Origin of the sequence: Sphingomonas abaci, from assembly GCF_014199625.1 — a bacterium.
GTDB classification, from domain to species: domain Bacteria; phylum Pseudomonadota; class Alphaproteobacteria; order Sphingomonadales; family Sphingomonadaceae; genus Sphingomonas; species Sphingomonas abaci.
Genome location: NZ_JACHNY010000003.1, coordinates 313,595 through 339,842 on the forward strand (window position 1 = coordinate 313,595; position 26,248 = coordinate 339,842).

Sequence of the window (26,248 nt, forward strand, 5' to 3'; positions counted from 1 at the left end):
GAGCGGCGGTCGTCCTGACGGACGGCCGCCGCTTTGTCATGCATAGGCTTTGTCGTGCACGGGCCGGGCCTTGTACGGGGCCGGGGGGCTGATAGGCGAAAGGCGTGACCGATCCGATCGTCTCCCCCGCATCCGCGCCCGAACCGGACGGCGCGCCCCGCATCGCCGCGCTCGACATCCTGCGCGGCCTGGCGATCCTCGGCATCCTGTTCATGAACATGCCGGAAATGGCCGGCTCGATCTGGGCAGGCTGGACCGACCCACGCCATTATGGCTGGTCGCAGGCCGACCAATGGGTGTGGTGGGTGCGCGAGGTCGTCGCCGAGGGAACGGCGCGCTGCCTGCTCGAACTGCTGTTCGGCGCGGGGATGGTGATCCTGACCGACCGGATCGCGGCGCAGGCGGGCGAGGCAGCGATGCTGGGTCGCTATGCCTGGCGGCAGGTGGTGCTGCTCGCCTTTGGCCTGATCCATATGTTCGTGCTGCTCTGGCCGGGGGATATCCTTCACACCTATGCGCTGGCGGCCCTGCTCGGCCTGCTCTTCCGCACCCGCTCCCCCGGAGCGTTGCTGGCGCTGGGACTGGTGATGACGGCGTTCGATTTCGCCGGGGGGATGGCGAACTATCAGGCGGCGCGCCAGCAGCAGGCGATCGTGGCGAGCGCCACGGCGCATCACGGGCGGCCGCTGTCTGCAGCGGAGCGGGCCGGCCTGGTGGTGGAGCGCGACCGCCGCGCCGAACTGGCGCGACGCCGGGCACGGGATCAGCAGCGGATCGCAACGGAGGACCGGATGCGGAGCAGCGGCTTCACCGGATGGGTCCACTCGTCCTGGGCGACCAGCCTGCTGCTGTTGCGGGATGCCGAGCTGGACTCGGTCTGGGAAGCGCTGTCGACGATGCTGATCGGCGCGGCGCTCTATCGCTGGGGCGTATTGCAAGGGGAGCGGTCTCGACGCCTCTACGCGGGACTGGCGATGGCCGGCTATGGCGTGGGGGCCGGCCTGCGCGCGGCGAATGCGGCGGCGACGATACGGTTCGACAATGCACCGACGCTCGGCTGGGCGACCTATGAAGTCGGCCGGCTGGCGGTCACCATGGGCCATGTCGGGCTGGTGCTGCTGCTCCTGGGCACGGCGGCCGGGCGGCGCCTCCTGCGGCCCTTCGCGGCGGCGGGACGGACCGCGCTGACCCTCTATGTGGCGCAGACCCTGATCTGCCTGTGGCTGCTCTACCCGCCCTTCGGTTTGGGGCTATATGGCCGGCAGGATTGGGTGGCGATGATGGCGACCGCGCTGGCGGTGGATGCGGTGCTGCTGGTCGCCGCCATGTTCTGGCTGCGGCGCTACCGGATCGCGCCGGTGGAATGGGCGTGGCGATCGCTGGTGGAGGGGCGCCGGCTGCCGTTCCGGCGTTAGGCGCGCCGCGCCTGGCGCAGCCACTGCACCATCTCGCGCACGACCGGCACGCGATCCTTCCAGCGGAGCTGGTGGATGTCGGTGCGCGAGGCGCGCTGGTGGCCGAGGCCCGGATGGGCGACCAGCGTGACCAGGTCGGGCCGCGCGGCGCGCAGCCAGCCATAGGCACCGTCGACATGCATCGGCCCGCCCTCCGGACTGCCGGGCGACCGGGTCAGGATCGCCTGGAGATAGGGCACCGCCGCCGCGATCGCGTCGCGGCGCATCGCCAGGAAATGGCCGCCCATGATCCCCGTGGCCGGATCGGCGACGAACAGCGGAGAGGCGACGCCGCTCGGCTGCTCCTGGTCGCCATAGCGCAGGATGCCGCCATAGAAGATCGACCAGGGCCGCGCTTCCAGCGCCGCCAGCGTCGTCGCCATGCGCGCGATCTCCTTGGGCGAGAAGCTCAGATCATCCTCGACGATCAGCACCGATTCGGCATCCTCCGCCAGCGCCTGCTCCAGCACCCCAAGATGGCTCAGGAAGCAGCCGCGCGTGCCGATGGTCGGAAAGCCCGCCGCGTCGTCGCAACGGGTCGCGACATGCAGGCGGATGCCGTCGTCGAACGCCAGGCCGAGCTTGGCGAACTCGGCCTCCATCTCACGCCGCCGGTCGGTGCGGTGCGCGAGGTTGATCACGCGCACCCTGGGAAAGGCGCCCGCAAAGGCCGCGCCGGCGGCGGTCGAGGGCGTCGTTCCCATGGTGGCGATCCTTACTGGTCGAGGAAGCTGCGCATCTTGCGCGAGCGGCTGGGGTGCTTCAGCTTGCGCAGCGCCTTCGCCTCGATCTGGCGGATGCGTTCGCGGGTCACGCTGAACTGCTGGCCCACTTCCTCCAGCGTATGATCGGTGTTCATGCCGATGCCGAAGCGCATGCGCAGCACGCGCTCCTCGCGCGGGGTCAGCGAGGCGAGGACGCGGGTGACGGTTTCCTTCAGGTTCGCCTGGATCGCCGCGTCGACCGGGATGATCGCGTTCTTGTCCTCGATGAAGTCGCCGAGATGCGAATCCTCCTCGTCGCCGATCGGCGTTTCGAGGCTGATCGGCTCCTTGGCGATCTTCATCACCTTGCGCACCTTCTCCAGCGGCATGGAGAGGCGTTCGGCCATCTCCTCCGGGGTCGGTTCGCGGCCCTGCTCGTGCAGGAACTGGCGGCTTGTGCGGACCAGCTTGTTGATCGTCTCGATCATATGGACCGGGATGCGGATGGTCCGCGCCTGGTCGGCGATCGACCGGGTGATCGCCTGGCGAATCCACCAGGTCGCATAGGTCGAGAACTTGTAGCCGCGACGGTACTCGAACTTGTCCACCGCCTTCATCAGGCCGATATTGCCCTCCTGGATCAGATCCAGGAACTGCAGCCCGCGATTGGTGTATTTCTTGGCGATGGAGATCACCAGGCGGAGGTTCGCCTCGACCATCTCCTTCTTGGCGATGCGCGCCTCACGCTCGCCCTTCTGCACCATGTTGACGATGCGACGGAACTCGACCAGCGCCATGCCGGTCTGCTGCGAGATCTCGCTCACCTCGGTGCGGATGCGCTCGATCGATTCCGCCTCGTTGGTGACGAAGGCGGACCATTTCTTATCGGCCTTGCCCTGTACCTGCAGCCAGGTGTCGTCCATCTCGTGGCCGACATAGCGGTCCAGGAAGTCCTTGCGGTTGACCTTGTGGCGCTCGGCGAGGCGCAGCATCTGCCCGCCCAGCGTCGTCAGCCGGCGGTTGAAGGCGTAGAGCTGGTCGACGAGATATTCGATCTTGGCATTGTGGAACTGGACGCTCTCGACCTCGGCGGTCAGTTCCTCGCGCAGCTTCTGATACTTGCGCTCGTCTGCGGTCGAGATTTCGCCGCCCGCGGCCATTGCCTCCAAGCGGCTCTGCTGGAGCTTGGCGAACTTCTTGTAGAGCGCGGTGATGTTGGCGAACCGCTCCAGCGCCTGGGGCTTGAGCTGCTCCTCCATCTGGGCGAGGCTGAGGGTATTGTCCTCCTCCTCGTCGTCCGACGGACGCGGCGCGCGGCGTTCGGTCATGTCGTCGTCATCGTCCGACGACGCCTCCTCCGGCTCCTCTTCCTCCTTGAAGGACGCACCGGCGGTCTTTTCGCTGATCTCGTCGCCGTCTTCCTCGGCGCCCTCGACCTGCTCGGCCGACGGCCCCTTGGACAGCATCGCGTCGAGGTCGAGGATCTCGCGCAGCTGCATCGTCCCCTCGTTGAGGGCGGTCGACCAGTCGATGATCGCGTTGAAGGTAATCGGCGATTCGCACAGACCCAGGATCATCGTGTCCCGGCCGGCCTCGATCCGCTTGGCGATGGCGATCTCGCCCTCGCGGCTGAGCAGCTCGACCGCGCCCATCTCGCGAAGATACATGCGGACGGGATCGTCGGTGCGATCGACCGTCTCCTTCTTCTTCTCGACGGCGGGCGCATCGGGGCTGCCATCGTCCGACGCCTCGGCCTCGTCGCCGTCATCGGCGCGCTCCTCGGTCTCGCCGTCCTCGCCCTGTTCCTCGTTCTCGACGATGTTCACGCCCATCTCGTTGAGCGCAGACATGATGTCCTCGAGCTGGTCGGAGGACATCTGGTCCTGCGGCAGAGCCTCATTGAGCTGGTCATAGGTGATGTAGCCGCGCTTCTTGGCGCGCGCGATCAGCTTCTTGACCGACGCCTCGTTGAGATCGATCAGCGGCGCGTCGCCCGTCTCGGGTGCTTCGGTATCCGCCGCCATATTCGCCTTCGCCATCAATTACCCTCGGGTCCCAACGATCGGGCGTCTTCGTTCGCTTGCACCAGATTTGCAAGCCGAGCATCCAACGCCTGTTTCTCTTTTACCAGCGACACCTGGCGTTCGAACGCTTCATCGGTGAAGCGGGCCATCATCGCGGAGGTCGCCTCCGCCAGCTGGGCATCCACTTCCGGCCGCGCGATCAAGATCGCGATCGCTTCGTCGAGGTCGGCGCGAGCGCGTTCCTCATCCCCCGATTTCTGCGTGAACGTATAAGGCATCGTGTCGGCCCGGAGAAGGTCGCTTGCGATCCCTTCGAACCCGGACCGTGCCAATATGGTGACGAGGCGCGCGCTATCAAGCGCCGCCGCCGCCGCCGCCGCCCCGTCGCCCCGCGGCCGGGCGCGGTGCGCATCCTCCAGCGCGACGTCGACCACCGCCTCGAACAGCCGGCCGAGCGCGCCGTCCGCAAGTTTCAGGCTGCCCAGCACCTCGACATGCCGCGCGATCTCGGCCGGATGGCGGATCAGCCCCGCGAGCACCGCCTTGGCCAGCACCCGGTCGATGCCGGTCGCGCGCACCTTCTTGGCGTCCTCGGTCACGGGGGCGGGGGGCCGCCAAGGCTGCTTGCCGCGCTTGAACGGCTGGAAGGGCGCACGCTGCGGGCGCACCTGTTCGTCAGCGCGGCGGCGGAATTCGGCGAGATACTCATGCTTCACGCCCGGATCGGCGATGGTGCCGGCCAGCTCGTTCAGTCGCCGCTTGAGTCCGGCGCGCTGCTCGGGCGTGTCGAGCGGCTCGGCCGCGACCTCGCTTTGCCACAGCCGGTCGACCAGCGGTTGCGCGTCGCGGAGCAGCGCCTCCATCGCGCCCGCGCCCTTGGCCTTGACCAGATCGTCGGGGTCCTGCCCCTCGGGCAGCGTCACGAAGCGCAGGCTGCGGCCCGGCTGGAGCAGCGGCAGCGCCCGATGCGCGGCGCGGATCGCCGCCTTCTGCCCGGCCGCGTCGCCGTCGAAGCACAGGACCGGCACCTCGACCATCCGCCACAGCCGCTCGAGCTGATGCTCGGTCAGCGCGGTGCCGAGCGGCGCGACCGCCTCCGCGATCCCCGCCTGGGCGAGCGCGATCACGTCCATATAGCCCTCGACCACCAGCAGCCGGTTGGCCTTGCGCGCGGCCGGCGCGGCGCGGTCGAGATTGTAGAGCGTGCGTCCCTTGTCGAACAGCGGCGTGTCCGGGCTGTTAAGGTATTTGGGCTCACCCTGATCAAGGATGCGCCCGCCGAACGCGATCACCCGGCCGCGCTGGTCGCGGATCGGGATCATCAGTCGGCCGCGGAACCGGTCGTACGGCTCCTTGCCCTCGACCTGGATCAGCATCCCCGTCTCGACCAGCATCGGCTCGCCGAAATCCTTGAGCGCGGCCTTGAGCCTGCCCCGGCTGTCGGGCGCGAAGCCGATGCCGAACTGGCGCGCGGTCTCGGCGGTGATGCCGCGCCGGTCCAGCAGCTTGCGCGCGTCGACGCCGCCCAGGCCATGGAGCTGCTCCACGAACCAGGCCGCCGCCTCATCCATCGCTTCGTGCAGGCCCTTGGCGCGCTCGGCCCGGGCGGCGGACTGGCGGTCCATCGCCGGCATCTCCATGCCCGCCGCCTGCGCCAGTTCCTTGACCGCGTCGATGAAGGGCAGGCCGCGCTGGTCCGTCATCCAGCGGATCGCGTCGCCGTGCGCGGAACAGCCGAAACAATGATAGAAGCCCTTGTCGTCGTTGACGTAGAAGCTGGGCGACTTCTCATTGTGGAAGGGGCAGCAGCCGCGCATCTCGCGGCCAGCCTTCTGCAGCTTGGTAGTCTTGCCGATCAGCGCCGACAACGAGGTGCGGGCGCGCAGCTCGTCGAGGAAGGCGGGCGAAAGACTCATGGCCTATTGTACCGCGTTATGAGGGGAAAAGCGGAGAAGCGCAATCGGGGTGTGTCGATCGCATCTGACGCATCTGTTCCCCCGCGAAGGCCGGGGCCCAAATGGGAAGTTTGCCGTAACGGAGCGCGCACCTATCCAATCAGCGCGCCCAACTGGGCCCCGGCCTTCGCCGGGGGACAGCTTGCGCCGTATGAAATCCTCTTATGACAGCGCCGCCTTCACCAGCCCGCTGGCCTTGCTCATGTCGAGATTGGCGGCGTGGCGCGCCTTCAGCTCGGCCATCACCCGGCCCATGTCCTTCATGCCGGTCGCACTCAGATCCGCCTTGATCGATTCGATCGCGGCCGTGGTCTCCGCCTCGCTCATCTGCTGGGGCAGGAACCGTTCGATCACCGCGACTTCGCGCGCCTCGGCCGCAGCGAGCTCGGGGCGGCCGCCCTGTTCGTACATGGCGATCGATTCGCGGCGCTGCTTGACCATCTTCTGGAGCACCTCGACCACCAGCGCATCGTCGTCGGCCGGTGCCGAGCCGGTGCGGACCTCGATGTCGCGATTCTTGATCGCGGCCTGGATCAAGGAGATGGCGGCGCGCGCGTCCTTGTCGCCAGCCTTCATGGCGGTGACCTGGGCGGCCTTGATGTCGTCGCGGATCATGGTCAAACGTCTCTTTCGCACGGGAAAGGAACCATCCTAGCGGAACGGCGATCCGCCGTACACCGGTTGACCGAACGGGGCAGGGGGGCTAGCGGGCGCGGCTTAGCGACATCGCCGAACTTTTGTATGGAGTGCCCGCCTGACCATGGCCGACGCAACGCCCTTTGCCATGCCCGAAAAGCCCGAGGGCATGACCGGGTGCCTCGTTCTCGCCACGGGCGAGGTGATCTGGGGCCACGGCTTCGGCGCCGAAGGCGAGGCGGTGGGCGAGGTCTGCTTCCACACCGCCATGACCGGCTATCAGGAGATCATGACCGACCCCAGCTTCGCGGGCCAGATGATCGCCTTCACCTTCCCGCATATCGGCAATGTCGGCGCCAATCCCGACGATATCGAGGCGGACGATCCCCATGCGCTGGGCATGATCGTGCGCGAGGTGCCGACCGAGCCGTCCAACTTCCGCGCGATGGAGCGGCTGGACGGCTGGATGCGGCGTCATGCCCGCATCGGTCTGGCCGGCGTCGACACGCGCGCGCTGACCCGCCGCATCCGCGCTGGCGGCGCGCCCAACGGCGTGATCGCGCACAGCCCGACCGGTGAATTCGACCTTGACCTGCTGCTCGACATGGCGCGGAGCTGGCCGGGGCTGGAGGGGATGGACCTCGCCAAGACGGTGTCGACCGAGACGCATTATGGCTGGGCCGGCGGCCTGTGGCGGCTGGGCTTCGGCTATGACGACAGCGCCGAGGACGGCGAGCGTCCGCATGTCGTTGCGATCGATTATGGCAGCAAGCGCAACATCTTCCGCAACCTGGTCAAGGCCGGGGCGAAGGTGTCGGTGCTGCCCGCCACCGCGACCTTCGATCAGGTCATGGCGCTGAAGCCCGACGGCGTGTTCCTGTCCAACGGCCCCGGCGATCCGGCGGCCACGGGGGAGTATGCGGTGCCGGTGATCCGTCAGGTGCTGGACGCGGGCGTGCCGTTGTTCGGCATCTGCCTGGGCCATCAACTGCTGGCGCTGGCGGTCGGCGCGCGCACCACCAAGATGTTCCAGGGCCATCGCGGCGCCAACCATCCGGTCCAGCGCCTGTCCGACGGCGCGGTCGAGATCACCAGCATGAACCACGGCTTCGCGGTCGAGCGGGACAGCCTGCCGGCGAACGCGCGCGAGACGCATGTGTCGCTGTTCGACGGCTCGAACGCCGGGCTGGAGCTGACCGACCGGCCGGCGTTCAGCGTGCAGTATCACCCCGAGGCGTCGCCGGGGCCGCAGGACAGCCTGTATCTGTTCGAGCGGTTCGTGGCCTCGCTCCGTGATCGCACCATGGGCGACGGCTGACCGTCCGCACCGCATAACCCATTTCCGGCCCTAACCGGCCGCCAGCATCTCGGCGAGAACCCATGCCAAAACGCACCGACATTTCCTCCATCCTCGTCATCGGCGCGGGGCCGATTGTCATCGGTCAGGCGTGCGAGTTCGACTATTCGGGCACCCAGGCGATCAAGGCCCTGAAGGAAGAGGGCTATCGCATCGTCCTGGTCAATTCGAACCCGGCGACGATCATGACCGATCCCGAGCTGGCCGACGCCACCTATGTCGAGCCGATCACGCCCGCCGTGGTCGCGAAGATCATCGAGAAGGAGCGGCCCGACGCCGTCCTGCCGACCATGGGTGGGCAGACCGCGCTCAACACCGCGCTGGCGCTGTTCCATGACGGCACGCTGGAGAAATTCGGCGTGCAGATGATCGGCGCGGATGCCGAGGCAATCGACAAGGCCGAGGACCGGCTGAAGTTCCGCGACGCGATGGACAAGATCGGGCTGGAATCGGCCCGCTCGGCGATCGCGCATACCGAGGCGGAGGCGCTGGCCGGGCTGGACAAGGTCGGCCTGCCCGCGATCATCCGTCCCAGCTTCACCATGGGCGGCTCTGGCGGCGGCATCGCGTATAATCGCGAGGAATTTCTGGAGATCGTCCGCAAGGGTCTGGACCTGTCGCCGACCACCGAGGTGCTGATTGAGGAGTCGCTGCTCGGCTGGAAGGAATATGAGATGGAGGTCGTGCGGGATCGCAACGACAATGCCATCATCATCTGCTCGATCGAAAATGTCGATCCGATGGGCGTCCATACGGGCGATTCCATCACCGTCGCGCCGGCGCTGACGCTGACCGACAAGGAATATCAGATCATGCGCAACGCATCCATCGCGGTGCTGCGCGAGATCGGCGTCGAGACGGGCGGCTCCAACGTCCAGTTCGCGGTCAATCCCCGCGACGGCCGGCTGATCGTCATCGAGATGAACCCGCGCGTGTCGCGTTCGTCGGCCTTGGCGTCCAAGGCCACCGGCTTCCCGATCGCCAAGGTCGCGGCCAAGCTGGCGGTCGGCTACACGCTGGACGAGATCGAGAACGACATCACGGGGGCCACGCCCGCCTCGTTCGAACCGACGATCGACTATGTCGTCACCAAGATCCCGCGCTTCGCCTTCGAGAAGTTCAAGGGCGCCGAGCCGGTGCTGGGCACCGCGATGAAGTCGGTCGGCGAGGTGATGGCGATCGGTCGCAACATCCAGGAATCGATGCAGAAGGCGCTGCGCGGGCTGGAGACGGGCCTGTCGGGCTTCAACCATGTCGATCATCTCGTCGGCGCGCCGCGCGCGGAGATCGAGGCGGCGCTGGCCGCGCCGACGCCGGATCGGCTGCTGGTCGCGGCCCAAGCGCTGCGCGAGGGTTTCACCGTCGCCGAGGTCCATGCGATCGCGAAATACGATCCCTGGTTCCTGGAGCGGATCGCCGAGATCGTCGCGGCCGAGAAGGACGTGATGGAGAACGGCCTGCCGATCGACGCCCCCGGCATGCGCCGGTTGAAGGCGATGGGCTTCAGCGACAAGCGGCTGGCCTGGCTGGCGCTGCAATCGGCTAACCTGCGCGGCATGACCCGCGGCATCGCGCGCGGATCGGGTCTGATCCACGAGGTGGTGAAGGCGATGACCGGCGGCGTCACCGAGGAGGAGGTGCGCGAGCATCGCCTGAAGCTGGGCGTGCGCCCGGTGTTCAAGCGGATCGACACTTGCGCCGCCGAGTTCGATGCGCGCACGCCGTACATGTATTCGACCTATGAGGGCCCCAGCTTCGGCGCGCCCGAGGACGAGGCGATGCCGTCCGACCGCCGCAAGGTCGTGATCCTGGGCGGCGGTCCGAATCGCATCGGGCAGGGCATCGAGTTCGATTATTGCTGCTGCCACGCCTGCTTCGCGCTGGCGGACGCGGGCTATGAGACGATCATGGTCAACTGCAACCCGGAGACGGTCAGCACCGATTATGACACGTCGGACCGGCTCTATTTCGAGCCGCTGACCGCCGAGGACGTGCTGGCGATCCTGGACGTGGAGAAGACGCGCGGCGAACTGATCGGCGTGATCGTCCAGTTCGGCGGGCAGACCCCGCTCAACCTGGCGCGCGCGCTGGAGGCGGCGGGCATCCCGATTCTGGGCACCAGCCCGGCGGCGATCGACCTGGCCGAAGACCGCGAGCAGTTCGCGGCGCTGGTCGACCGGCTCAAGCTGCTCCAGCCGCGCAACGGCATCGCCCGCAGCCGCGAGGAAGCACTGATCGTCGCCGAGCGGGTCGGCTATCCGGTGCTGATGCGTCCCAGCTTCGTGCTGGGCGGCCGTGCGATGGAGATCGTCGACGGTCCCGCGCAGCTCGAGGATTATATCCAGACCGCGGTGCAGGTGTCGGGCGACGCGCCGGTGCTGATCGACCAGTATCTGCGCGACGCGGTCGAGGTGGACGTGGACGCGATCTGCGATGGCACCGACGTGGTGGTCGCGGGCGTGCTCCAGCATATCGAGGAAGCCGGCGTCCATTCGGGCGACTCGGCCTGCTCGATCCCTCCCTATTCGCTGTCGGCCGAGATCGTCGCCGAGATCGAGCGGCAGACCGAGGCGCTGGCGCGCGGTCTGAACGTCGTCGGCCTGATGAACATCCAGTTCGCGGTGAAGGACAATCAGGTCTATCTGATCGAGGTCAACCCGCGCGCGTCGCGCACCGTCCCCTTCGTCGCCAAGGCGATCGGCACCCCCATCGCCAAGATCGCGGCGCGGGTGATGGCGGGCGAGAAGCTGGCCGACCTGCCCCGGATCGACCGCGCCATTCCCTATTATGCGGTGAAGGAAGCGGTCTTCCCCTTCAACCGCTTCCCGGGCGTCGATCCGGTGCTGTCGCCGGAGATGAAGTCGACGGGCGAGGTGATGGGCATCGCCGCCGACTTCACCACCGCCTTCGCCAAGTCGCAGCTCGCCGCCTCGACCGTGCTGCCGGGCAAGGGCGCGGTGTTCGTCAGCGTCAAGGGGACGGACAAGGCGGCGATCCTGCCCGGCGTCACCGCGCTTGCGGACGCGGGCTTCGCGATCGTCGCGACCAGCGGTACCGCCGACTATCTGGAGCAGGCGGGCGTCACGGTCGAGCGGATCAACAAGGTGGCGCAGGGTCGACCCCATATCGTCGACCGGATCAAGGACGGCGGCATCGACCTGATCTTCAACACCACCGAAGGTTGGCAGTCGCTGAAGGATTCGAAACCCATCCGCCAGGCGGCACTGGGCCAGCGCATCCCCTATTACACCACCGCGCCGGCCAGCGTGGAGGCGGCGAAGGCGATCCTGGCGGCGCATCAGGCGGGCCAAAGCACGAGTGGTTCCGGCGGTGTCCTTGAAGTTCGGCCCTTGCAGGACTATTATTCGCAGTCGCACAACTGATCCCGACAGCAATGGATGATGTGCGGACGGGCCGTGTTCGGTCCGTACGGGGCGAATTGGATTTGGGGACGATAGAATGGCCACCGTCGAAAAGATGCCGATGCTCCAGGAGGGCTATGAGACGCTCACCGCGGATCTCCGGCGTCTGAAAGAGGAGCGCCCGCAGATCGTCGACGCGATCGAGGAAGCGCGGGCGCACGGCGATCTGTCGGAAAACGCCGAATATCACGCGGCGAAGGAACGCCAGGGCCAGATCGAGGCGTCGATCGCCGATATCGAGGACAAGCTGAGCCGCGCCCAGATCATCGACCCGCGCGATCTGTCGGGCGACAAGGTCGTGTTCGGAGCGACGGTGACGTTGCTCGACGAGGACGACAAGCCGATCAAATACCAGATCGTCGGCCAGACCGAAGCCAACGCGCGTACCGGTCGCATCTCGTACAACTCGCCGATGGGCCGCGCGCTGATCGGCCGGAAGGTGGACGAGGAGGTCGAGGTGTCGGTGCCGGCCGGGGATCGCTACTATCTCGTATCCAAGATCGAGTTCATCTGACCCTCATGGACGGGCGCGGATGGCGGGACTGGCCGGCCACGGCAATCATCGCCGCGGTCACGACGGTCGTGTCGCTGTGGCTCGTCTATAGTGGGCAGCTCGATGCGGCGGCGGTCAAGGCGGGGGTGATTCCGCTGCGCCTGACCTCGCCGGGCCTGTTCGACCCGGCGTTGTTCCCGGTTCCGGCCTGGGCGACGCCGTTGACCGCGACGTTGGTCCATGGCGGGCTGGCGCATCTCGGCTTCAACCTGGTGATGCTCGTCTTTTGCGGGCAGGCGGTGGAGCGGGCGATCGGGGCGGGGCCGCTGGCGCTCCTCTATGGGGTCGGTGCTTATGCCGGCGCGGCCGTTCATTGGCTGTTCGATCCGCAATCCGCCCTGCCGATGATCGGCGCGAGCGGCGCGATCTCCGCCGTTGTCGGGGCCTATGCGCTGCTATACGGCGAGCGGCGGGCAAAGGCGCTCGGGCCAGTGCCCGCGCATCTGGTGCATGTGCTGTGGCTGGCCGCCGCCTGGATCGGCATCCAGTTCCTGATCGCGGTTGCCGGCATGGGCGGCGTCAGCGTCGCGATCGGCGCGCATATCGGCGGGTTCCTCGCCGGCCTCGCCCTGGCGCGACCGTTGCTGCTGTGGAACCACCGCCACGCGTGAGGGCCGCGAAAGCCTCCCAAGGATCACGTTTTCGGGAAGCGGGCGGAGCCGTGCTCCTGCATGGGCAGGGGCCTTAGGGTTCGGAAGAACAACGCGGGGCGGTATCCGTAACCCTAAGCTAGTGCCTTTGCAGGAGCATGGAAGGATGTTGCGTGGCGAGCGTGACTCACACGCCGTGCTGCGGGCCGGCTTGGGCCCCGGATTTCAACCCGCCGGCGTGAGTTGGTCGGGCTCCAGCAGGCGATGCAGGTGGACGACCACGAAGCGCATTTCCGCGTCGTCGACGGTGCGCTGCGCGGCGGCACGCCAGGCCTTTTCGGCGCTGGCGTAATCGGGGAAGATGCCGACCACTTCCAGGGCCGAGGGATCGGCGAAGTCGAGCGTTTGCGGATCGCGGACCCGGCCGCCGAAGACGAGATGAAGCTTGCTCATATCGTCTCTTCTAGAGGGAAGCGGTGCGGGTTTGAACCCCGCACCGCAATAACGCGCTGGGACGTTTACGCGGCGTCGACCTTGCGCGCCGACTGGACTGCGGCGGTGCCGGCGCTGCTGAGTGCGCGGATCACGCCGTCGAACAGGTCCTTGCCGCGATCCTTGGCGGCGCTCTTGGTCAGGCCGGCGGAGTCGAGTTCCTGATAGCCCGCATCCTTGGCGGCGGCGAACGCCTGGCGCGCGGTCTCGCTGAGCCTGGTGCCGAGCGGACCAAGCAGCTCCTTCTCCTTGGCGGAGCGGGGGAGCAACGCGCCGATCACCACGCCGAGCGCGAGGCCGCCTGCGAGCACCAGCAGTGGATTGGCCTCGATCTCATGGGCGGCGCGGTGCGCGGCGTCCTGCACGCTGTCCTTGGACGCGGCGAGCGTCTCGGCCGCCTTGTCGCGGGCGTCGTGATAGACATGCGACACGGTGTCGCGGGCATGATCGTAGCGGCTGTCGGTCATGATTCGATCCTCGAAAGCGAAGGGTTGGTGGGCGATGACGCCGAGCGGACCTGGGCAGGCACAGGCTTGCGGCGCTGGCGGCGGCGGCGAACCGCGGCAATCTGCTGCCCGGCGAGTAGCAGTCCGAACAGGCCGGCGATCCCCGCCACGAGCGACGGGTTACGGCGCATCTGCTCGAGCCCTGCGAAAGCGGCGGCGGTGCTGGCGTCGCGCGCCTCGTCCGCCAGCAGCTTAGGGTCGAGCCGTGCCTGGACATCGGTCCAGGTGGCGGACAGGCGCGCACGGGCTTCGACGGCCTGGGCCTCGGCGGCGGCGAGCGAACGCTTGGCTGCGGTCATGCGCGATGGTCCGGCTGGGTGTGGACGGGGCTGGCGAGCTTGCCCTTGCCGATCAGGCCGAACACAGCCGCCAGGACAAAGACGATGCCGACGACGATGGCGGTCCCGCCGAGAGGCCCGATAAGTGTCGCCAGCGACAGGATCAGGCCAACCAGCAGAGCGATCAGACCCGCCAGCGCAAGCACACCGGCGATCGCGAAGAAGATCGTCGCCGATCGATAGGCATCGACCCGCTCAGCCGCCTTGGCCTTGTAGAGCGCGATCTCCGCCGAGACGACCGATCGGCCGTCGTCGACCAGCCGGCCGACCAGCGCGGCGACGCCGTCCTCCTGTCCGAACACCCGCATCCGGATCAGGCCTGGCCGGTCGTGTCGGTGGCGGCTGGCTCGACGCCCGCCTGGACGAGCCGCGCGACCGCGAAGCCGAGCGCGGCCGCGACTCCGATCGCCGCCGCCGGACTGGCGCGCACGAAGCGTCGCGCGTCTTCCAACAGCTCCTCGATATCCTTGTCCTTCACCGTGTCGGCAAAGCCTTGCACCTGGCCGGCGGCGCTGCGGGCATATTGCCCATATTGCTCGCCCAGCTTCTCGTCGACCTGCCCGGCGGCGTCGGTCAGCAACTGCGAGAGCTGGCCAAGCGCGTTGCCCGCCTTGGCCTTGCCGTCATCGGCATAGGCGCGCAGCTTGTCGCTGGCCTGTGCCTGGAGCTTGCCCGCGCCGTCGCGGATGGTCTGCTTGACGTCCGTCGCCTTGCCGCTGCCGGTGGCAGTGGTGCCGTCGGTTAGCTCGGGCCGGGTCGAGATGGTCGCGTCCTCCGGCGTGAAGTCGACGCCGCTGGTCTTCAGCGGTTCGGCGGGCGTGAAGCTCGTGGTCGCCGGGGGCGTGTCCAGATCGCTGCCGGTGGCGGGTTTCAGGTCGTTCTCTGCCATGGTTCGGTCCCTCGATCAGTCTGGCGCTTCAACATGTCGTACCAGCGGCGGTTCCATCCCCGCAACGATTGCCCGTCGCGCGGCCAGCCGCTAGAGCGACGCCCGACCTACTCGCAGGAGCAGAACTTGACCGCGATCATCGACATCCACGCCCGCCAGATCCTCGATAGCCGTGGCAATCCGACCGTCGAGGTCGATGTGCTGCTGGAGGATGGCAGCTTCGGTCGTGCCGCCGTGCCCTCGGGCGCGTCGACCGGCGCGCACGAGGCGGTCGAGAAGCGCGACGGCGACAAGAGCCGCTGGGGCGGCAAGGGCGTCGACCAGGCGGTCGAGGCGGTGAACGACGAGATCGCCGACGCGGTGCTCGGCCGCGATGCCGAGGACCAGGCCGATCTGGACCGCGCGATGATCGAGCTGGACGGCACCGAGAACAAGGGCCGGCTGGGCGCCAATGCGATCCTGGGCGTCAGCCTGGCGGCGGCGAAGGCGGCGTCGGAAGCGCGCGGCCTGCCGCTCTACAAATATGTTGGCGGCGTCGCCGCGCATCTGCTGCCGGTGCCGATGATGAACATCATCAACGGCGGCGAACATGCCGACAATCCGATCGACTTCCAGGAATTCATGATCATGCCGGTGGGCGCGCCGAACATCGTCGAGGCGGTGCGCTGCGGCTCGGAGATCTTCCACACGCTGAAGAAGGCGCTGCACGACAAGGGGCTGGCGACCGGCGTGGGCGACGAGGGCGGCTTCGCCCCCAACATCGCCTCGACCACCGACGCGCTCGACTTCATCATGCAGGCGGTCGAGAAGGCCGGCTACACGCCCGGCGAGGACGTGATGCTGGCGCTCGACTGCGCCGCGACCGAATTCTTCAAGAATGGCCGCTACGACATCTCGGGCGAGGGCAGGATCCTGTCCAGCCACGAGATGGCGGAGTATCTCGCCGACCTGACCCGCCGCTATCCGATCCTGTCGATCGAGGACGGCATGGCCGAGGACGATTGGGAAGGCTGGAAGGCGCTGACCGACCTCATCGGCGACAAGGTGCAACTGGTCGGCGACGACCTGTTCGTCACCAACCCGACCCGGCTGAAGCGCGGCATCGAGGGCGGCTACGCCAACTCGCTGCTGGTCAAGGTCAACCAGATCGGTACGCTGACCGAGACGTTGGAGGCGGTGAACATGGCGCAGCGCGCGCGTTACACCGCGGTGATGAGCCACCGGTCGGGCGAAACCGAGGATGCGACGATCGCCGACCTGGCGGTCGCCACCAATTGCGGTCAGATCAAGACGGGCAGCCTGGCGCGCTCGGACCGGCTCGCCAAGTACAACCAGCTCATCCGCATCGAGGAAGAATTGGGCGACGCCGCGCGTTATGCCGGTCGCGACATTCTGATCCGGGGCTGATCGGCAGGCGATGCGCAGGAAGAAGACCAGCGTTCGTGACGTCCTCCGCCGCGCGGCCCTGCCCGCGGCGGTGTTCGTCGTCCTGGCCTTTTTCGGCGCCTATGCGGTGGCCGGGCCGAACGGCGTGCTGGCCTATGGCGACTACAAGCGCCAGCTCGCCAAGCGCGAGCGCGACTATGCCGTGCTCGACAAACAGCGGACGGTGCTGCGCAACCGCGTCGCGCTACTCGATCCCGACCATGCAAATCCGGACATGGTCGACGAGATGGTGCGCAAGGAACTGAACGTCGCGCACCCGGACGAGATGATCGTGCCGCTGAACAAGTGATGCGCCGCCCCCGGACGCGCCGGGGGCGGGTGGTGCCGAACTCAGTGACCCAGGAAGGTCAGCAGGTCGCGGGTCAGCCGATCGCTTTCGGTGACATTCAGGCCGTGCGGCGCGCCGTCATATTCCACAAGCTGGCTGTTCGCGATCCCGGCCGCCGCGGCGCGGGCCGAGGCATCGATCGGCACCGTCTGGTCGCCGGTGCCATGAACGATCAGCGTGGGTACGCGGAAGGCGGGCAGGTCGGGGCGGAAATCGGTGTGGCTGAACGCCTGAGCGCAGGCCAGCGTCGGCTTGAGGCCGGCCATCAACGCCAGATTGGTCGAATATTCCACCACATCGTCGCTCACCGGGCTGGTGATGTAGCCGACGCCGTAGAATTGCGGCACGAAGGTGTGGCGGAAGAATTTGGCCCGGTCCTTGACGATGCCATCGGCGATCTGGTCGAAGGTGGATTGCGGCGTGCCGTCCGGATTGTCGTCGGTCTTGAGCATATAGGGCACGACCGACGAGATCAGGCCGGCCGCGACCACGCCCTGACCGTCATGCCGGCTCATGTAGCGCGCGACCTCGCCGCCGCCCATCGAGAAGCCGATGATGGTGGCATCCTGGTCGGCGCCCGCCGCCTTCATCACATCGGCCAGGTCGTCCGACAGCGTGTCATAGTCATAGCCGGACCAGGGCTGGCCCGACCGGCCGAAGCCTCGCCGGTCATAGGCGATGGCGCGGAACCCCGCCTCCGCCAGCGCCATCGCCTGCGCATCCCAGCTATCGGCGTTGAGCGGCCAGCCATGGAGCAGGATCACGGGCCGGCCGCTGCCCCAATCCTTGACATACAGGTCGGTCCCGTCGCGCGTCTTGATATAGGGCATTGATATGCTCCGGCTTTGTTGCGGGGCAGGAACGCCGCTGCGGAGCCGCTGTTCCGCCGCCCGCACTGGCGCGGGCGGCGGTGGAGTGGCAGCATCGCCCGATACGAATCACGGAGGAATGATGAAGGGGTTGAGGTTGGTCATGGCCGCGAGCATGCTCGCCGGCCTGGGTGGGGGCGGGGCCCTGCCCGTGGAGGCGCAGAGGCCGCGCGCGGCGACGATGCCGGCCGCGTCCACGCCGGCGGGGGCACGGCGCTGGCCCGCGTTCCGCGACGCGTTTATGGAGGAGCTGTTCCGGCTCGATCCGAATTTCGCTGTCTATGAGGGCCGGCATGATTTCGACGGCCAGATCCAGGACTGGAGCCCGGCTGGATTGAAGCGGCTGGGCGATTTCTATCGCCGCTCGATCGCCGCCGCGCGCGCGATGCCGGTCCGCGGCCTGAACCGAGACGAGCGGTTCGAACGCGATTATCTCGTGCAGGTGGCGCAAGGCCGGCTGTTCTGGCTGGAGGACGCCGACCAGCCGCACACCAACCCCGCCTGGTATGTCGGGACGCTCGACCCCAACGTCTATATCGCGCGCAACTATGCCGATGCGGCGACGCGGGCGCGGGCCTTGACCGCCTTCCTGCGCAACGTGCCGGCGGCGGCGGGGAATATCCGCGCCAATCTGAAGACGCCGATGCCGCTCAGCTTCGCCAATTATGGCGCGGCGGCGTTCAACGGCTTCGCGGACTATTACGCCAAGGACGCGGTGGCGGCCTTCGCCTCGGTCAAGGACGCGGCGATCCAGCGCGACCTACGCATGGCGGCGACCAGCGCCGCGGCCGCGGTGAAGGCGCTGGGCGGCTGGCTGGAGTCGCAACGGCCGGTGGCGAACGAGGCGTTCGCGCTTGGCGCGCCGCGCTTCCAGCGGATGCTGGCAGCGACCGAGGGGGTGACGACGCCGCTCGCCACGCTGGAGGCGGCGGGCCGCGCCGACCTGGCGCGCAATCGCGCGGCCTTGGTCGCCGCCTGCGCCCAGTTCGCGCCGGGCCTGACCGTGCCGGCCTGTGTCGACAAGATGGCGGCGAACAAGCCCAAGGACGGCCCCGTGGCCGAGGCGCGGCGGCAATTGCCGACCCTGCGCGCCTTCGTCACCGCGCACGACCTGGTCACCATCCCCGGCACCGAACAGGCGCTGGTCGAGGAAAGCCCGCCCTATAACCGGCAGAACAGCGCCTATATCGACCCGCCGGGGCCGTTCGAGCACAACATCCCGTCCGTCTACTACATCTCGCCGCCCGATCCCGCCTGGGACAAGGCGACGCGCGACGCGTTCGTGCCGGGCGTCGACGACCTGCTCTTCACGTCTGTGCATGAGGTGATGCCGGGGCATTTCCTCCAGTTCCTCCATGCCAACCGCTCGCCCTCGCTCTTCGGACGGGTGTTCGTCGGCTATGCCTTCGCGGAGGGCTGGGCCCATTATGCCGAGGAGATGATGTGGGAAGCGGGACTGGGCGATGGCGATCCCCAGGTCCATATCGGCCAGCTCTCCAACGCGCTGCTGCGCGACTGCCGCTTCCTGTCGGCGATCGGGCTGCACGCGCGCGGCATGACCCAGGAACAGTCGCGTCGCATGTTCGTCGAGCAATGCTATCAGGACGAGGGCAATGCGCGCCAGCAGTCGGCGCGCGGCACCTATGACCCGGCCTATCTCAACTATACGATGGGCAAGCTGATGATCCGCCGACTGCGCGCCGACTGGACCGCGCGCCATGGCGGTCGGGCGGGGTGGAAGGCGTTCCACGACCAGTTCCTGAGCTATGGCGGCCCGCCGATCCCGCTGGTCCGCCAGATGATGATGAACGAGCCGAGCGCCCGCGCGATCTTCTGATCCGGATGGGCACGACAAAGGGGCCGGAAGCATGATGCCTCCGGCCCCTTTTCGCGTCCCGGTGATCGGGTCAGGCGGTGACGACCGTCGCGCGGACCTTGCGGCGGCGCATCGTCGCGCCGACCATGGCCAGGCCGCAGAACATCAGCGCCCAGGTCGAGGGCTCCGGCACCGCCGTCGCGTCGCCCATGCCGGTGAAGTAGCCGACCGTGTGGTTGTCCGATTCATAGCCGCCGACCTGCGGCGTTTCCGCGAAGACGATCTTGTCGAACGTGCCGTTGGTGTCGAAGAAGTTGAGGAAGGCGTAGGGCTCGCTGGTGTTGCCGCTCTTGGCCGGGTTCGGATTGCCGTAATAGCCCGGCTTGTCGGTGAACAGGTTGGCGATCTGCGCGGCGGAGAAGGTGAAGACGCTGGCGCCGTTCTTGTAGAAGGTCAGCTGGTTGCCGCGGTCCAGGGCCGAGAGCCAGAAGCCGAAATAGTTGATGCCGCGGCTGTCGGTGGTCGTCAGGTCAAGCGAATAGCCGGTGCCCGAAAAGGTCGAGGCATAGTTGCCGGTGCCGCCCGCGCCGCCGAAGACATCGGCAGAGTTGACGCCGACATTGGTGTAGGTGCCGGAGATGACCCCCTTGGAGCCGAAGTCGGTCTTGAAGCTCTGCGTACCCGTGGCGCGACCGTCGAAGGTCTCGACGCCCTTGGTCGCGAAAGTCGCGGTCGTGTTCTGCGCGCCGGCGGCTTCGTAGCTGACCTTGAAGTCAGCGGCCTGGGCGGCACCGGGCAGGATCGCGGCGGCGGCGACGGCGAGCGTGGTGTAGAAGAGCTTCATGATGTGTTTCCCTCTGAATATGGAAAGTTTATATTCAGGCAGTCGTCGCGGCAATGCTTGATGCGACAAGCATTCGGGGAAAGCTGTGCCAGCCGGAGAAATGACATGGTTAATCGCGTGATTGCGTCGTTGATAATTATAGTTAACTGGAAACTTATTATAGAAAATCTATGAACAACTGGCATGTGCCCCGCGCTGGTGCCGCTGGCCAGATCGGCGACGCGAATCGGTATGGATTGCAGGGACGTGCGTCACGGGGCACAGTCCGCCCCATTCACAACAAGGGGTGATTATGCGCGGCTTCACGTTCCTGCTCGCGGCAAGCTTCCTCGCAGGCGCTCCGGCGCTTGCCCAACAGGCGAAGACGATGGACGATCCCTATATCTGGCTCGAGGACAAGGACGGCGCGAAGCCGCTCGCATGGGTGGAGGCGGAGAATGCCCGCACGCTGCCGCGCCTCCAGAACGACCCGCGCTATGCGACCTTCCATCGCGAGGCGCTGGCGATCGCCGTCGCCAAGGACCGCATTCCGATGCCGTCGCAGCGCTACGGCCGCATCCTGAACTTCTGGCGCGATGCCGATCATCCGCAGGGCCTGTGGCGCTGGACCACGCCGGCCGATTACGCCAACCCGCAGCCGGCCTGGAAGACGCTGATCGACCTCGACGCGCTGTCCAAGGCCGAGGGCAAGAAATGGGTATGGAAGGGCGCGACGTGCCTGGAGCCCGAGGAGCGGCTGTGCCTGGTCGCCTTGTCCGAGGGCGGCGAGGATGCGATCACCTATCGCGAGTTCGATCTGGAGACCGGGCGATTCGTCGACAATGGCTTCGTGCTGCCCACGTCGAAACAGGGCGCGGAGTGGATCGACAAGGACACGCTGCTGGTCAGCCGCGACTGGGGCGCGGGGACGATGACGACCTCCGGCTATCCCTTCGTCGTCAAGATGGTGAAGCGCGGCCAGCCGCTCAGCGCCGCGACCGAGGTCTATCGCGGCGCGGCCGGTGACCAGCTCGGCACCTATGCCTCGGTCATCACCGACGGCCGCGGTCATCGCATCGTCTTCATCGAGCGGCGGCAGGATTTCTTCGGCGGCGACAAGCTGGTCTGGACGCCGTCGGGCACGCGCAAGCTCGATATGCCGGCGCGCGCCTTCCCGGCGGGCATGGTCGACGGGCAGGTGGTCTTCACCACCAGCGACGATTGGGGCCGGGTGCCGGCGGGCGCGATCGCCGCGGTGCCGGTGGCCGACCTTGAGGCGGGCCGCGCCACGCCCAGCCTGGTCTTTCAGCCGACCCCGCGCCAGGCGGTGGACGGCGTCGCCACCACGCGGGACACGCTGGTCGTCACTTACATGGACAATGTCCGCGGCCGGATGGCGGTGCTGACGCCGGGTGCGAACGGCTGGACGTCGAAGCCGGTGGCGCTGCCCGACAATGTCTCGGTCGATCTGGCCAGCACCACTGACCGCAGCGACCAGCTATTCCTGACCGTCACCGGCTTCCTGACGCCGACCGCACTCTATGCGTACGACGCCGCCGGCACGGCCGCGCCCAGGGAGATCCGGGCGACGCCGGCCCGCTTCAACGCCGCCGGGCTCAAGGTCGAGCAGTTCGAGGCGACCTCGACCGACGGCACCAAGGTGCCCTATTTCGTCGTTCACCGCGCCGATGCGCCGCTGGACGGGCAGACGCCGACGATCATGACCGCCTATGGCGGCTTCGAACTGCCGATGACGCCCAGTTATTCGGGCGGCATGGGCAAGCTGTGGCTGGAGCGGGGCGGGGCCTATGTGCTCGCCAATATCCGCGGCGGCGGCGAGTTCGGCCCGAAATGGCATGATGCCGGCCTGAAGACCAAGCGGCAGGTGATCTATGACGATTTCGCCAGCGTCGCCAAGGACCTGTTCGCGCGCAAGCTGACCAGCCCGGCCAAGCTCGGCATCTATGGCGGGTCGAACGGCGGGTTGCTGATGGGCGTCGAGTTCACCCAGCATCCCGATCTGTGGAAGGCGGTGACGATCCAGGTCCCGCTGCTCGACATGGTCCGCTACCAGTCGATCGCGGCGGGCGCCTCATGGGAGGGCGAGTATGGCTCGATCACCAATCCAAACGAAGCGGCCTTCCTGCGCCGCATCTCGCCCTACGCCAATATCCGGCGGGACGTGACCTATCCCGAGCCCTATATCTGGACGACCACCAAGGACGACCGCGTCGGCCCGCAGCACGCCCGCAAGTTCGCGGCGCGGCTGAAGGAATATGGCAAGCCCTACCTATTCTACGAGGACACCGCCGGTGGCCATTCAGGCGACGCCGATATCGAGCAGGGTGCGCGGCTGCAGGCGCTGCAAATGACCTATTTCGCGCAGAAGCTGATGGGGGCGGCGCCGGCCGCGACCGAGACAAAGTGAGGTAGCTGTTCTAATAGACTGTTCCCCGGCGAAGGCCGGGGCCCAGTTGGAAAGGCCGCCGTAACGAAGCGCTGTATGCCATCACCAGCGTTCCCCAACTCGGCCCCGGCCTCCGCCGGGGTGCAGAAGGGGGGCGTGTCCTATTTGTTGAGCGCCGCCTGCAACTCGGCCCTGGTCATGGACGAGCGGCCGGCAACGGCGCGGCGTTTCGCCTCTTCGTACAATTCCGCCTTGGTGCGGTGGTCGCGGAACGGTGCCGTCTTCCTGACGATATCCTCGGGCTGGGCGGAATACTGCTTGCCTTTATGCGTATCCCGCCGCTTGGCGGCCGTGGTGCGCGCATAATCTTCGTCGCTCAGCGCCGCGCGCGCCTGTTTCGGCAGATAGCGTTCGTGCGTGTCGCCGCTTGGCTTGCCGGACCGGGTGCCCCAATCCTCCTCGGTCCACTGGTGGAGGTGGTTGTCGGGCGTCTTGCCGCCCCGATAGCCGCCGCCGCGCTTCTTGTACTCGGCGACTGCCAACTGCGCCTTGCGCGCCGACCATTCGCCAGCCTTGCCGCCTTTGGCGCCGGCGGTGATTCGGTCCTTCACCTCATCCCACAGCCGGGGATCGTCGCGGATCGCGGTGTCGCTCATGATGGTGGAACCGCCCGGGTCCGATGACGTTCCCGGCACCGGACTTGGCCCGGAACGAGACGGGGCGAAACATCCATAGCACATGATCGTTCTTGCTGCGGTGCAGCAGTTTCGGCAAAGGGGTGGGAATGAACGATATGAGCGCCACGATTGAGCGTCAGCCCACCACGCCGCCGCCATCCCCCGCCGTCATCTTCGAGGCGATCGTCAAGCAACTCGCGGTCGCCGCGACCTACAACCGCGGCGACGTGACGCTGGCGCCGCATGCCATCTATACCCGGCACGACGAAATCTATGTCGATGCGCTGACCCTCGACCGCGACGGCAAGCCGCCGCGCGAGGAGAAGATCGGCACGTTCAAGCTCGCCGGACTGGGCGCGTTGCGCATCACCCCGCGCCGTTTCCAGCCGAGCGCGCTCTACCAGCCGGGCGAGAAGCGTTACGAACATACGATGCTGATGGAAATCGAGCGGGGCTGACCTCTGCCCACCGCGCCGATCGGCCCAATTATCGTGGCGGCGGCGCGGCTTCGGGATGGCGGCGGCCAGTAAAGCGGCTAGGATGCCGCCATGACGATCAGCGACGACGACGCGCGGGACCCGGCCCCGACCATGCCGGGCGACAGCATCCTGGGGGTGCCGAGCGGCGTCGCGCCGGACGAGGCGGTGCGGATCGCGATGCGTCGCGACCGGCTGCTGGCGGCGCTGACGCTGACCGCCGGCATCGGCCTGATCTTCGCCACGCCCTTCGCCCTGAAGGAAGGGGCGGAGTTCTTCTTGCCGCTGACCACCGCACTGGTGATCGCGGTGGCGATGGTGCCGATCCTCGAGTGGCTGGAGCGGCGGCGGGTGCCGTCGGCGCTGGCGGCGATCCTGTGCATCCTGCTGTTCCTGATCGCAGTGAACATCGCGCTGGCCGCCATCGTCGTGCCGGCCACCGACTTCTTCCGCCTGTTGCCGAGCCGGATCGGGCGCATCCAGGATAACCTGGCGCCGCTGCTCGACCTCTATTCCAGCCTCGAACGCTATGCCAACAAGGCGCTGCGCCAGATCGCCTCGACGCCGGTCCGCTCCTCGCCGACCGCCGCCGTCGCGCCGCCCTCGTCGATCCTGGAACTGGCCGCCACATCCGCCCCGGCGGTGATCGTGCAATTCCTGTTCGGCGTGCTGATCGTCTTCTTCTTCCTGTCCGGCTGGACGCGGATGCGGCAGAAGACGATCACCGGCCGCACCAGCTTCGACGGCGCGATGGCGACCGCGCGGGTCATCCAGGACGTGGTCGACGACGTGTCGGCCTATCTGGGCACGATCACGCTGATCAACGTCATCCTCGGGATCGTGACGGGTGCGGCGCTCTGGGCGCTCGGCATGCCCTATCCGGCGATGTGGGGCGGCATCGTCGCGCTGCTCAACTACATCCCCTATTTCGGGCCGGTGATCGGCGCATTCCTGCTGGCGCTGGGCGGGCTGATGACGTTCAACGACATCTGGACCGCGCTATTGCCGCCGGTGGTGATGTACGGCCTCCACCTGGTCGAGGCGAACGCGATCACGCCCTTCGTCGTCGGCCACCGGCTGACGATCAGCCCGCTGCTCATCCTCATCTCGCTCAGCTTCTGGGGATGGGTATGGGGGACGCTGGGCGCGCTGCTGGCGGTGCCGCTGCTCATCATCCTCCAGACCGTGCTGGGCGCGGCGGGCAAGCCCGACATCGCCGGCTTCCTGTTCGAACATGGCACGCTGGTCCATCAGGGCCGCGAGCGGCGGCAGCGGGGCGCAGGAAATGGGACTGGCGATGCAGGAAAATGAAAAGGCCCGTTGACAGCCCCCCGCCTGTCGCATAGTGGGCCGGCCTCGCTTCGCAAGCGGGTGTAGCTCAGTTGGTTAGAGCGCCGGCCTGTCACGCCGGAGGTCGCGGGTTCGAGCCCCGTCACTCGCGCCACCCCCCAGGGGGATGGTGCCGAAGCAGCAAGTCGCCGATGTTCGCGGACCGTCCGGTCCGCAGGGTCTGCGGGTGTAGCTCAGTTGGTTAGAGCGCCGGCCTGTCACGCCGGAGGTCGCGGGTTCGAGCCCCGTCACTCGCGCCACCCGGCGCCAATTCTTGATTTAGTGTCAGCGCCAGCGCCCCGTCTCCATCCATCGGAGCAACGGCTTGAGCGGCGTGATCCAGACCAGCCCGGTGACCGCGTAGAAGGCCAGCTGCGCCGTCCAATGCCATGTCGCGACCAGGTCGGACAGGCTGGCGACCAATCCCACCCAGACCATGATCAGCGCCAGGATCAACAGCGCACCGGCGGGTTTGCGCCAGCTCGGGGTCATGCGGCAGGGTCCATGATGCTGATCCATTCCTGTTCGGTGGCGACCGCGTGCAGCGGCACGTCCCATGGGTCGGGCGCGAGCGGCGGCAGTTCCTGCACGCTCCACGCGATGCCGATCCGAATCGCCTCGGGGAAGCGGGCGAAGGCGCGGTCGTAATGGCCGGCGCCCTGTCCGATTCGGTTGCCCTTCCGGTCGAAGCCGACCAGCGGCGTCAGGATCAGGTCGGGCGCTACCTCCGGGGCATCGCCGGGGGGATTGCGCAGGCCGAAGGGGCCTGGCGCGTGGCGCCGCCCGTCCCAGGCCAGGAAGCGGAGCGGCGTCGCCCGGTCGACGACATGGGGCAGGGCCAGCCCGGCACCCGCATCTACCGCGGCGCGTGCGAAGGGGGCGGGGTCCGCCTCGCCGCCCATCGGCGCATAGCTGGCGACCGTTAACGCCGAGCGCAGCAGGCTGAGGAAAGCCGGCGGCACCGGCAGGGAGCGGGGCGGCACCGCGTCGCGCAGCGCTCGCAGCCTGGCCCGCAGCACGCGCTTGTCGGTCGGGGACGGCACGTCGGTCATGGCCGCGCGCGCATCAGGAAAGGGGGGCGGGTGGCGGGACCGCCATGGCCGTTTGCCGTTGTATCCACCGACGCCCAGTACGTCAGGTGGGGACCATGTGCGTCG

General features: G+C 67.6%; 25 protein-coding genes and 2 tRNA genes. 13 read left to right on the forward strand and 14 right to left on the reverse strand.

Annotated features, from left to right (window positions below; genetic code table 11):
- Positions 1 to 104: 104 nt before the first annotated feature.
- Positions 105 to 1,415, forward strand: a complete 1,311-nt coding sequence (locus tag GGQ96_RS21765) for a DUF418 domain-containing protein (RefSeq protein WP_184113810.1) — start codon at positions 105 to 107, stop codon at positions 1,413 to 1,415.
- Here the strand turns inward: GGQ96_RS21765 and GGQ96_RS09090 are convergent.
- From GGQ96_RS09090 to GGQ96_RS09105, 4 genes are all read right to left on the reverse strand, one after another.
- Complete coding sequence (locus tag GGQ96_RS09090) at positions 1,412 to 2,158, reverse strand: glycosyltransferase family 25 protein (RefSeq protein WP_184113812.1); 747 nt, start codon at positions 2,156 to 2,158, stop codon at positions 1,412 to 1,414. The two genes, GGQ96_RS21765 and GGQ96_RS09090, sit on opposite strands and share 4 nt — an antisense overlap.
- An 11-nt stretch (positions 2,159 to 2,169) precedes the next feature.
- Complete coding sequence (gene rpoD / locus GGQ96_RS09095) at positions 2,170 to 4,197, reverse strand: RNA polymerase sigma factor RpoD (protein WP_184113814.1); 2,028 nt, start codon at positions 4,195 to 4,197, stop codon at positions 2,170 to 2,172.
- Complete coding sequence (dnaG, locus tag GGQ96_RS09100; RefSeq protein WP_184113816.1) at positions 4,197 to 6,098, reverse strand: DNA primase; 1,902 nt, start codon at positions 6,096 to 6,098, stop codon at positions 4,197 to 4,199. Before dnaG ends, rpoD begins: the two co-directional genes overlap by 1 nt.
- A 201-nt stretch (positions 6,099 to 6,299) precedes the next feature.
- Complete coding sequence (locus tag GGQ96_RS09105) at positions 6,300 to 6,752, reverse strand: GatB/YqeY domain-containing protein (protein ID WP_184113818.1); 453 nt, start codon at positions 6,750 to 6,752, stop codon at positions 6,300 to 6,302.
- A gap of 145 nt (positions 6,753 to 6,897) precedes the next feature.
- On the opposite strand from GGQ96_RS09105, the gene carA reads away from it, so the two are divergent.
- The 4 genes from carA to GGQ96_RS09125 all read left to right on the forward strand — a co-directional run bounded on the left by carA (position 6,898) and on the right by GGQ96_RS09125 (position 12,716).
- Entirely contained in the window at positions 6,898 to 8,091 is a 1,194-nt protein-coding gene (gene carA, locus GGQ96_RS09110; protein ID WP_184113825.1) for a glutamine-hydrolyzing carbamoyl-phosphate synthase small subunit, read from the forward strand.
- 62 nt (positions 8,092 to 8,153) lie between these two features.
- A complete protein-coding gene (gene carB / locus GGQ96_RS09115; protein WP_184113832.1) occupies positions 8,154 to 11,513 on the forward strand; it encodes a carbamoyl-phosphate synthase large subunit in 3,360 nt (1,119 codons plus the stop codon).
- Between the two features lie 76 nt (positions 11,514 to 11,589).
- Positions 11,590 to 12,066: a transcription elongation factor GreA gene (gene greA, locus GGQ96_RS09120; protein ID WP_184113834.1), complete on the forward strand. Its 477-nt coding sequence runs from the start codon at positions 11,590 to 11,592 to the stop codon at positions 12,064 to 12,066.
- Between the two features lie 5 nt (positions 12,067 to 12,071).
- On the forward strand, positions 12,072 to 12,716 hold the full coding sequence (locus tag GGQ96_RS09125) for a rhomboid family intramembrane serine protease (RefSeq protein ID WP_184113836.1): 645 nt from the start codon (positions 12,072 to 12,074) through the stop codon (positions 12,714 to 12,716).
- A 204-nt stretch (positions 12,717 to 12,920) separates the two neighbouring features.
- Here GGQ96_RS09125 and GGQ96_RS09130 read toward each other — a convergent pair whose 3' ends face one another.
- The 5 genes from GGQ96_RS09130 to GGQ96_RS09150 form a co-directional block, all read right to left on the reverse strand.
- Complete coding sequence (locus GGQ96_RS09130) at positions 12,921 to 13,148, reverse strand: DUF4170 domain-containing protein (RefSeq protein WP_184113838.1); 228 nt, start codon at positions 13,146 to 13,148, stop codon at positions 12,921 to 12,923.
- 65 nt (positions 13,149 to 13,213) lie between these two features.
- On the reverse strand, positions 13,214 to 13,654 hold the full coding sequence (locus tag GGQ96_RS09135; RefSeq protein ID WP_184113840.1) for a hypothetical protein: 441 nt from the start codon (positions 13,652 to 13,654) through the stop codon (positions 13,214 to 13,216).
- Positions 13,651 to 13,992, reverse strand: coding sequence for a phosphatase (locus GGQ96_RS09140; protein ID WP_184113842.1), 342 nt, complete (start codon positions 13,990 to 13,992; stop codon positions 13,651 to 13,653). The genes GGQ96_RS09135 and GGQ96_RS09140 overlap by 4 nt, the downstream gene beginning before the upstream one ends.
- On the reverse strand, positions 13,989 to 14,339 hold the full coding sequence (locus GGQ96_RS09145) for a phage holin family protein (RefSeq protein ID WP_184113844.1): 351 nt from the start codon (positions 14,337 to 14,339) through the stop codon (positions 13,989 to 13,991). Before GGQ96_RS09145 ends, GGQ96_RS09140 begins: the two co-directional genes overlap by 4 nt.
- Before the next feature lie 5 nt (positions 14,340 to 14,344).
- Positions 14,345 to 14,920, reverse strand: coding sequence for a hypothetical protein (locus GGQ96_RS09150; protein ID WP_184113846.1), 576 nt, complete (start codon positions 14,918 to 14,920; stop codon positions 14,345 to 14,347).
- 126 nt (positions 14,921 to 15,046) lie between these two features.
- Here GGQ96_RS09150 and eno point away from each other — a divergent pair, with 126 nt between their 5' ends.
- Positions 15,047 to 16,327 (forward strand): phosphopyruvate hydratase, encoded by a 1,281-nt coding sequence (gene eno / locus GGQ96_RS09155; protein WP_184113848.1) that lies wholly within the window; start codon positions 15,047 to 15,049, stop codon positions 16,325 to 16,327.
- A 10-nt stretch (positions 16,328 to 16,337) separates the two neighbouring features.
- The gene (locus GGQ96_RS09160) at positions 16,338 to 16,655 is read left to right on the forward strand and encodes an FtsB family cell division protein (protein ID WP_184113850.1); all 318 of its coding nucleotides are present in this window, start codon (positions 16,338 to 16,340) and stop codon (positions 16,653 to 16,655) included.
- A gap of 41 nt (positions 16,656 to 16,696) precedes the next feature.
- On the opposite strand, the gene GGQ96_RS09165 is transcribed toward GGQ96_RS09160, so the two are convergent.
- Positions 16,697 to 17,524 carry an alpha/beta fold hydrolase gene (locus tag GGQ96_RS09165; RefSeq protein ID WP_184113852.1) on the reverse strand — a complete coding sequence of 276 codons (828 nt, stop codon included), beginning with the start codon at positions 17,522 to 17,524 and terminating at the stop codon, positions 16,697 to 16,699.
- A gap of 142 nt (positions 17,525 to 17,666) precedes the next feature.
- On the opposite strand from GGQ96_RS09165, the gene GGQ96_RS09170 reads away from it, so the two are divergent.
- Positions 17,667 to 19,400, forward strand: coding sequence for a DUF885 domain-containing protein (locus GGQ96_RS09170; protein ID WP_184113854.1), 1,734 nt, complete (start codon positions 17,667 to 17,669; stop codon positions 19,398 to 19,400).
- 70 nt (positions 19,401 to 19,470) lie between these two features.
- On the opposite strand, the gene GGQ96_RS09175 is transcribed toward GGQ96_RS09170, so the two are convergent.
- On the reverse strand, positions 19,471 to 20,223 hold the full coding sequence (locus GGQ96_RS09175; protein ID WP_184113856.1) for an Npun_F0296 family exosortase-dependent surface protein: 753 nt from the start codon (positions 20,221 to 20,223) through the stop codon (positions 19,471 to 19,473).
- Positions 20,224 to 20,515: 292 nt separating this feature from the next.
- Between GGQ96_RS09175 and GGQ96_RS09180 the strand changes: the two genes are divergently transcribed.
- Positions 20,516 to 22,630: a prolyl oligopeptidase family serine peptidase gene (locus GGQ96_RS09180; protein WP_184113858.1), complete on the forward strand. Its 2,115-nt coding sequence runs from the start codon at positions 20,516 to 20,518 to the stop codon at positions 22,628 to 22,630.
- 140 nt (positions 22,631 to 22,770) lie between these two features.
- Here the strand turns inward: GGQ96_RS09180 and GGQ96_RS09185 are convergent, their stop codons facing one another.
- Positions 22,771 to 23,265 carry a hypothetical protein gene (locus GGQ96_RS09185; protein WP_184113860.1) on the reverse strand — a complete coding sequence of 165 codons (495 nt, stop codon included), beginning with the start codon at positions 23,263 to 23,265 and terminating at the stop codon, positions 22,771 to 22,773.
- A gap of 137 nt (positions 23,266 to 23,402) precedes the next feature.
- Here GGQ96_RS09185 and GGQ96_RS09190 point away from each other — a divergent pair, with 137 nt between their 5' ends.
- The 4 genes from GGQ96_RS09190 (at position 23,403) to GGQ96_RS09205 (ending at position 25,351) form a co-directional block, all read left to right on the forward strand.
- Complete coding sequence (locus GGQ96_RS09190; protein ID WP_184113862.1) at positions 23,403 to 23,744, forward strand: WYL domain-containing protein; 342 nt, start codon at positions 23,403 to 23,405, stop codon at positions 23,742 to 23,744.
- Positions 23,745 to 23,876: 132 nt separating this feature from the next.
- Positions 23,877 to 25,073 (forward strand): AI-2E family transporter, encoded by a 1,197-nt coding sequence (locus GGQ96_RS09195; protein WP_246360403.1) that lies wholly within the window; start codon positions 23,877 to 23,879, stop codon positions 25,071 to 25,073.
- 56 nt (positions 25,074 to 25,129) lie between these two features.
- Positions 25,130 to 25,206 (forward strand) — tRNA-Asp (locus GGQ96_RS09200).
- Between the two features lie 68 nt (positions 25,207 to 25,274).
- A tRNA-Asp gene (locus GGQ96_RS09205) sits at positions 25,275 to 25,351 on the forward strand.
- Between the two features lie 25 nt (positions 25,352 to 25,376).
- Here GGQ96_RS09205 and GGQ96_RS09210 read toward each other — a convergent pair.
- Entirely contained in the window at positions 25,377 to 25,583 is a 207-nt protein-coding gene (locus GGQ96_RS09210) for a DUF2842 domain-containing protein (protein WP_184113866.1), read from the reverse strand.
- Positions 25,580 to 26,143, reverse strand: a complete 564-nt coding sequence (locus GGQ96_RS09215) for a 5-formyltetrahydrofolate cyclo-ligase (protein WP_184113868.1) — start codon at positions 26,141 to 26,143, stop codon at positions 25,580 to 25,582. Before GGQ96_RS09215 ends, GGQ96_RS09210 begins: the two co-directional genes overlap by 4 nt.
- Positions 26,144 to 26,248: the final 105 nt, after the last annotated feature.

Coding starts and splice junctions, on each gene's coding strand:
- rpoD (WP_184113814.1), bottom strand. CDS start 4,197: ATGGCGAAGGCGAATATGGCGGCGGATACCGAAGCACCCGAGACGGGC.
- GGQ96_RS09140 (WP_184113842.1), bottom strand. CDS start 13,992: ATGACCGCAGCCAAGCGTTCGCTCGCCGCCGCCGAGGCCCAGGCCGTC.
- GGQ96_RS09170 (WP_184113854.1), top strand. CDS start 17,667: ATGGCCGCGAGCATGCTCGCCGGCCTGGGTGGGGGCGGGGCCCTGCCC.
- GGQ96_RS09195 (WP_246360403.1), top strand. CDS start 23,877: ATGCCGGGCGACAGCATCCTGGGGGTGCCGAGCGGCGTCGCGCCGGAC.
- GGQ96_RS09125 (WP_184113836.1), top strand. CDS start 12,072: ATGGACGGGCGCGGATGGCGGGACTGGCCGGCCACGGCAATCATCGCC.
- GGQ96_RS09215 (WP_184113868.1), bottom strand. CDS start 26,143: ATGACCGACGTGCCGTCCCCGACCGACAAGCGCGTGCTGCGGGCCAGG.
- carB (WP_184113832.1), top strand. CDS start 8,154: ATGCCAAAACGCACCGACATTTCCTCCATCCTCGTCATCGGCGCGGGG.
- GGQ96_RS09090 (WP_184113812.1), bottom strand. CDS start 2,158: ATGGGAACGACGCCCTCGACCGCCGCCGGCGCGGCCTTTGCGGGCGCC.
- GGQ96_RS09105 (WP_184113818.1), bottom strand. CDS start 6,752: ATGATCCGCGACGACATCAAGGCCGCCCAGGTCACCGCCATGAAGGCT.
- GGQ96_RS09130 (WP_184113838.1), bottom strand. CDS start 13,148: ATGAGCAAGCTTCATCTCGTCTTCGGCGGCCGGGTCCGCGATCCGCAA.
- GGQ96_RS09145 (WP_184113844.1), bottom strand. CDS start 14,339: ATGCGGGTGTTCGGACAGGAGGACGGCGTCGCCGCGCTGGTCGGCCGG.
- greA (WP_184113834.1), top strand. CDS start 11,590: ATGGCCACCGTCGAAAAGATGCCGATGCTCCAGGAGGGCTATGAGACG.
- GGQ96_RS09190 (WP_184113862.1), top strand. CDS start 23,403: ATGAGCGCCACGATTGAGCGTCAGCCCACCACGCCGCCGCCATCCCCC.
- GGQ96_RS09180 (WP_184113858.1), top strand. CDS start 20,516: ATGCGCGGCTTCACGTTCCTGCTCGCGGCAAGCTTCCTCGCAGGCGCT.
- GGQ96_RS09135 (WP_184113840.1), bottom strand. CDS start 13,654: ATGACCGACAGCCGCTACGATCATGCCCGCGACACCGTGTCGCATGTC.
- GGQ96_RS09185 (WP_184113860.1), bottom strand. CDS start 23,265: ATGAGCGACACCGCGATCCGCGACGATCCCCGGCTGTGGGATGAGGTG.
- GGQ96_RS09175 (WP_184113856.1), bottom strand. CDS start 20,223: ATGAAGCTCTTCTACACCACGCTCGCCGTCGCCGCCGCCGCGATCCTG.
- GGQ96_RS09160 (WP_184113850.1), top strand. CDS start 16,338: ATGCGCAGGAAGAAGACCAGCGTTCGTGACGTCCTCCGCCGCGCGGCC.
- carA (WP_184113825.1), top strand. CDS start 6,898: ATGGCCGACGCAACGCCCTTTGCCATGCCCGAAAAGCCCGAGGGCATG.
- GGQ96_RS09165 (WP_184113852.1), bottom strand. CDS start 17,524: ATGCCCTATATCAAGACGCGCGACGGGACCGACCTGTATGTCAAGGAT.
- GGQ96_RS09150 (WP_184113846.1), bottom strand. CDS start 14,920: ATGGCAGAGAACGACCTGAAACCCGCCACCGGCAGCGATCTGGACACG.
- GGQ96_RS09210 (WP_184113866.1), bottom strand. CDS start 25,583: ATGACCCCGAGCTGGCGCAAACCCGCCGGTGCGCTGTTGATCCTGGCG.
- dnaG (WP_184113816.1), bottom strand. CDS start 6,098: ATGAGTCTTTCGCCCGCCTTCCTCGACGAGCTGCGCGCCCGCACCTCG.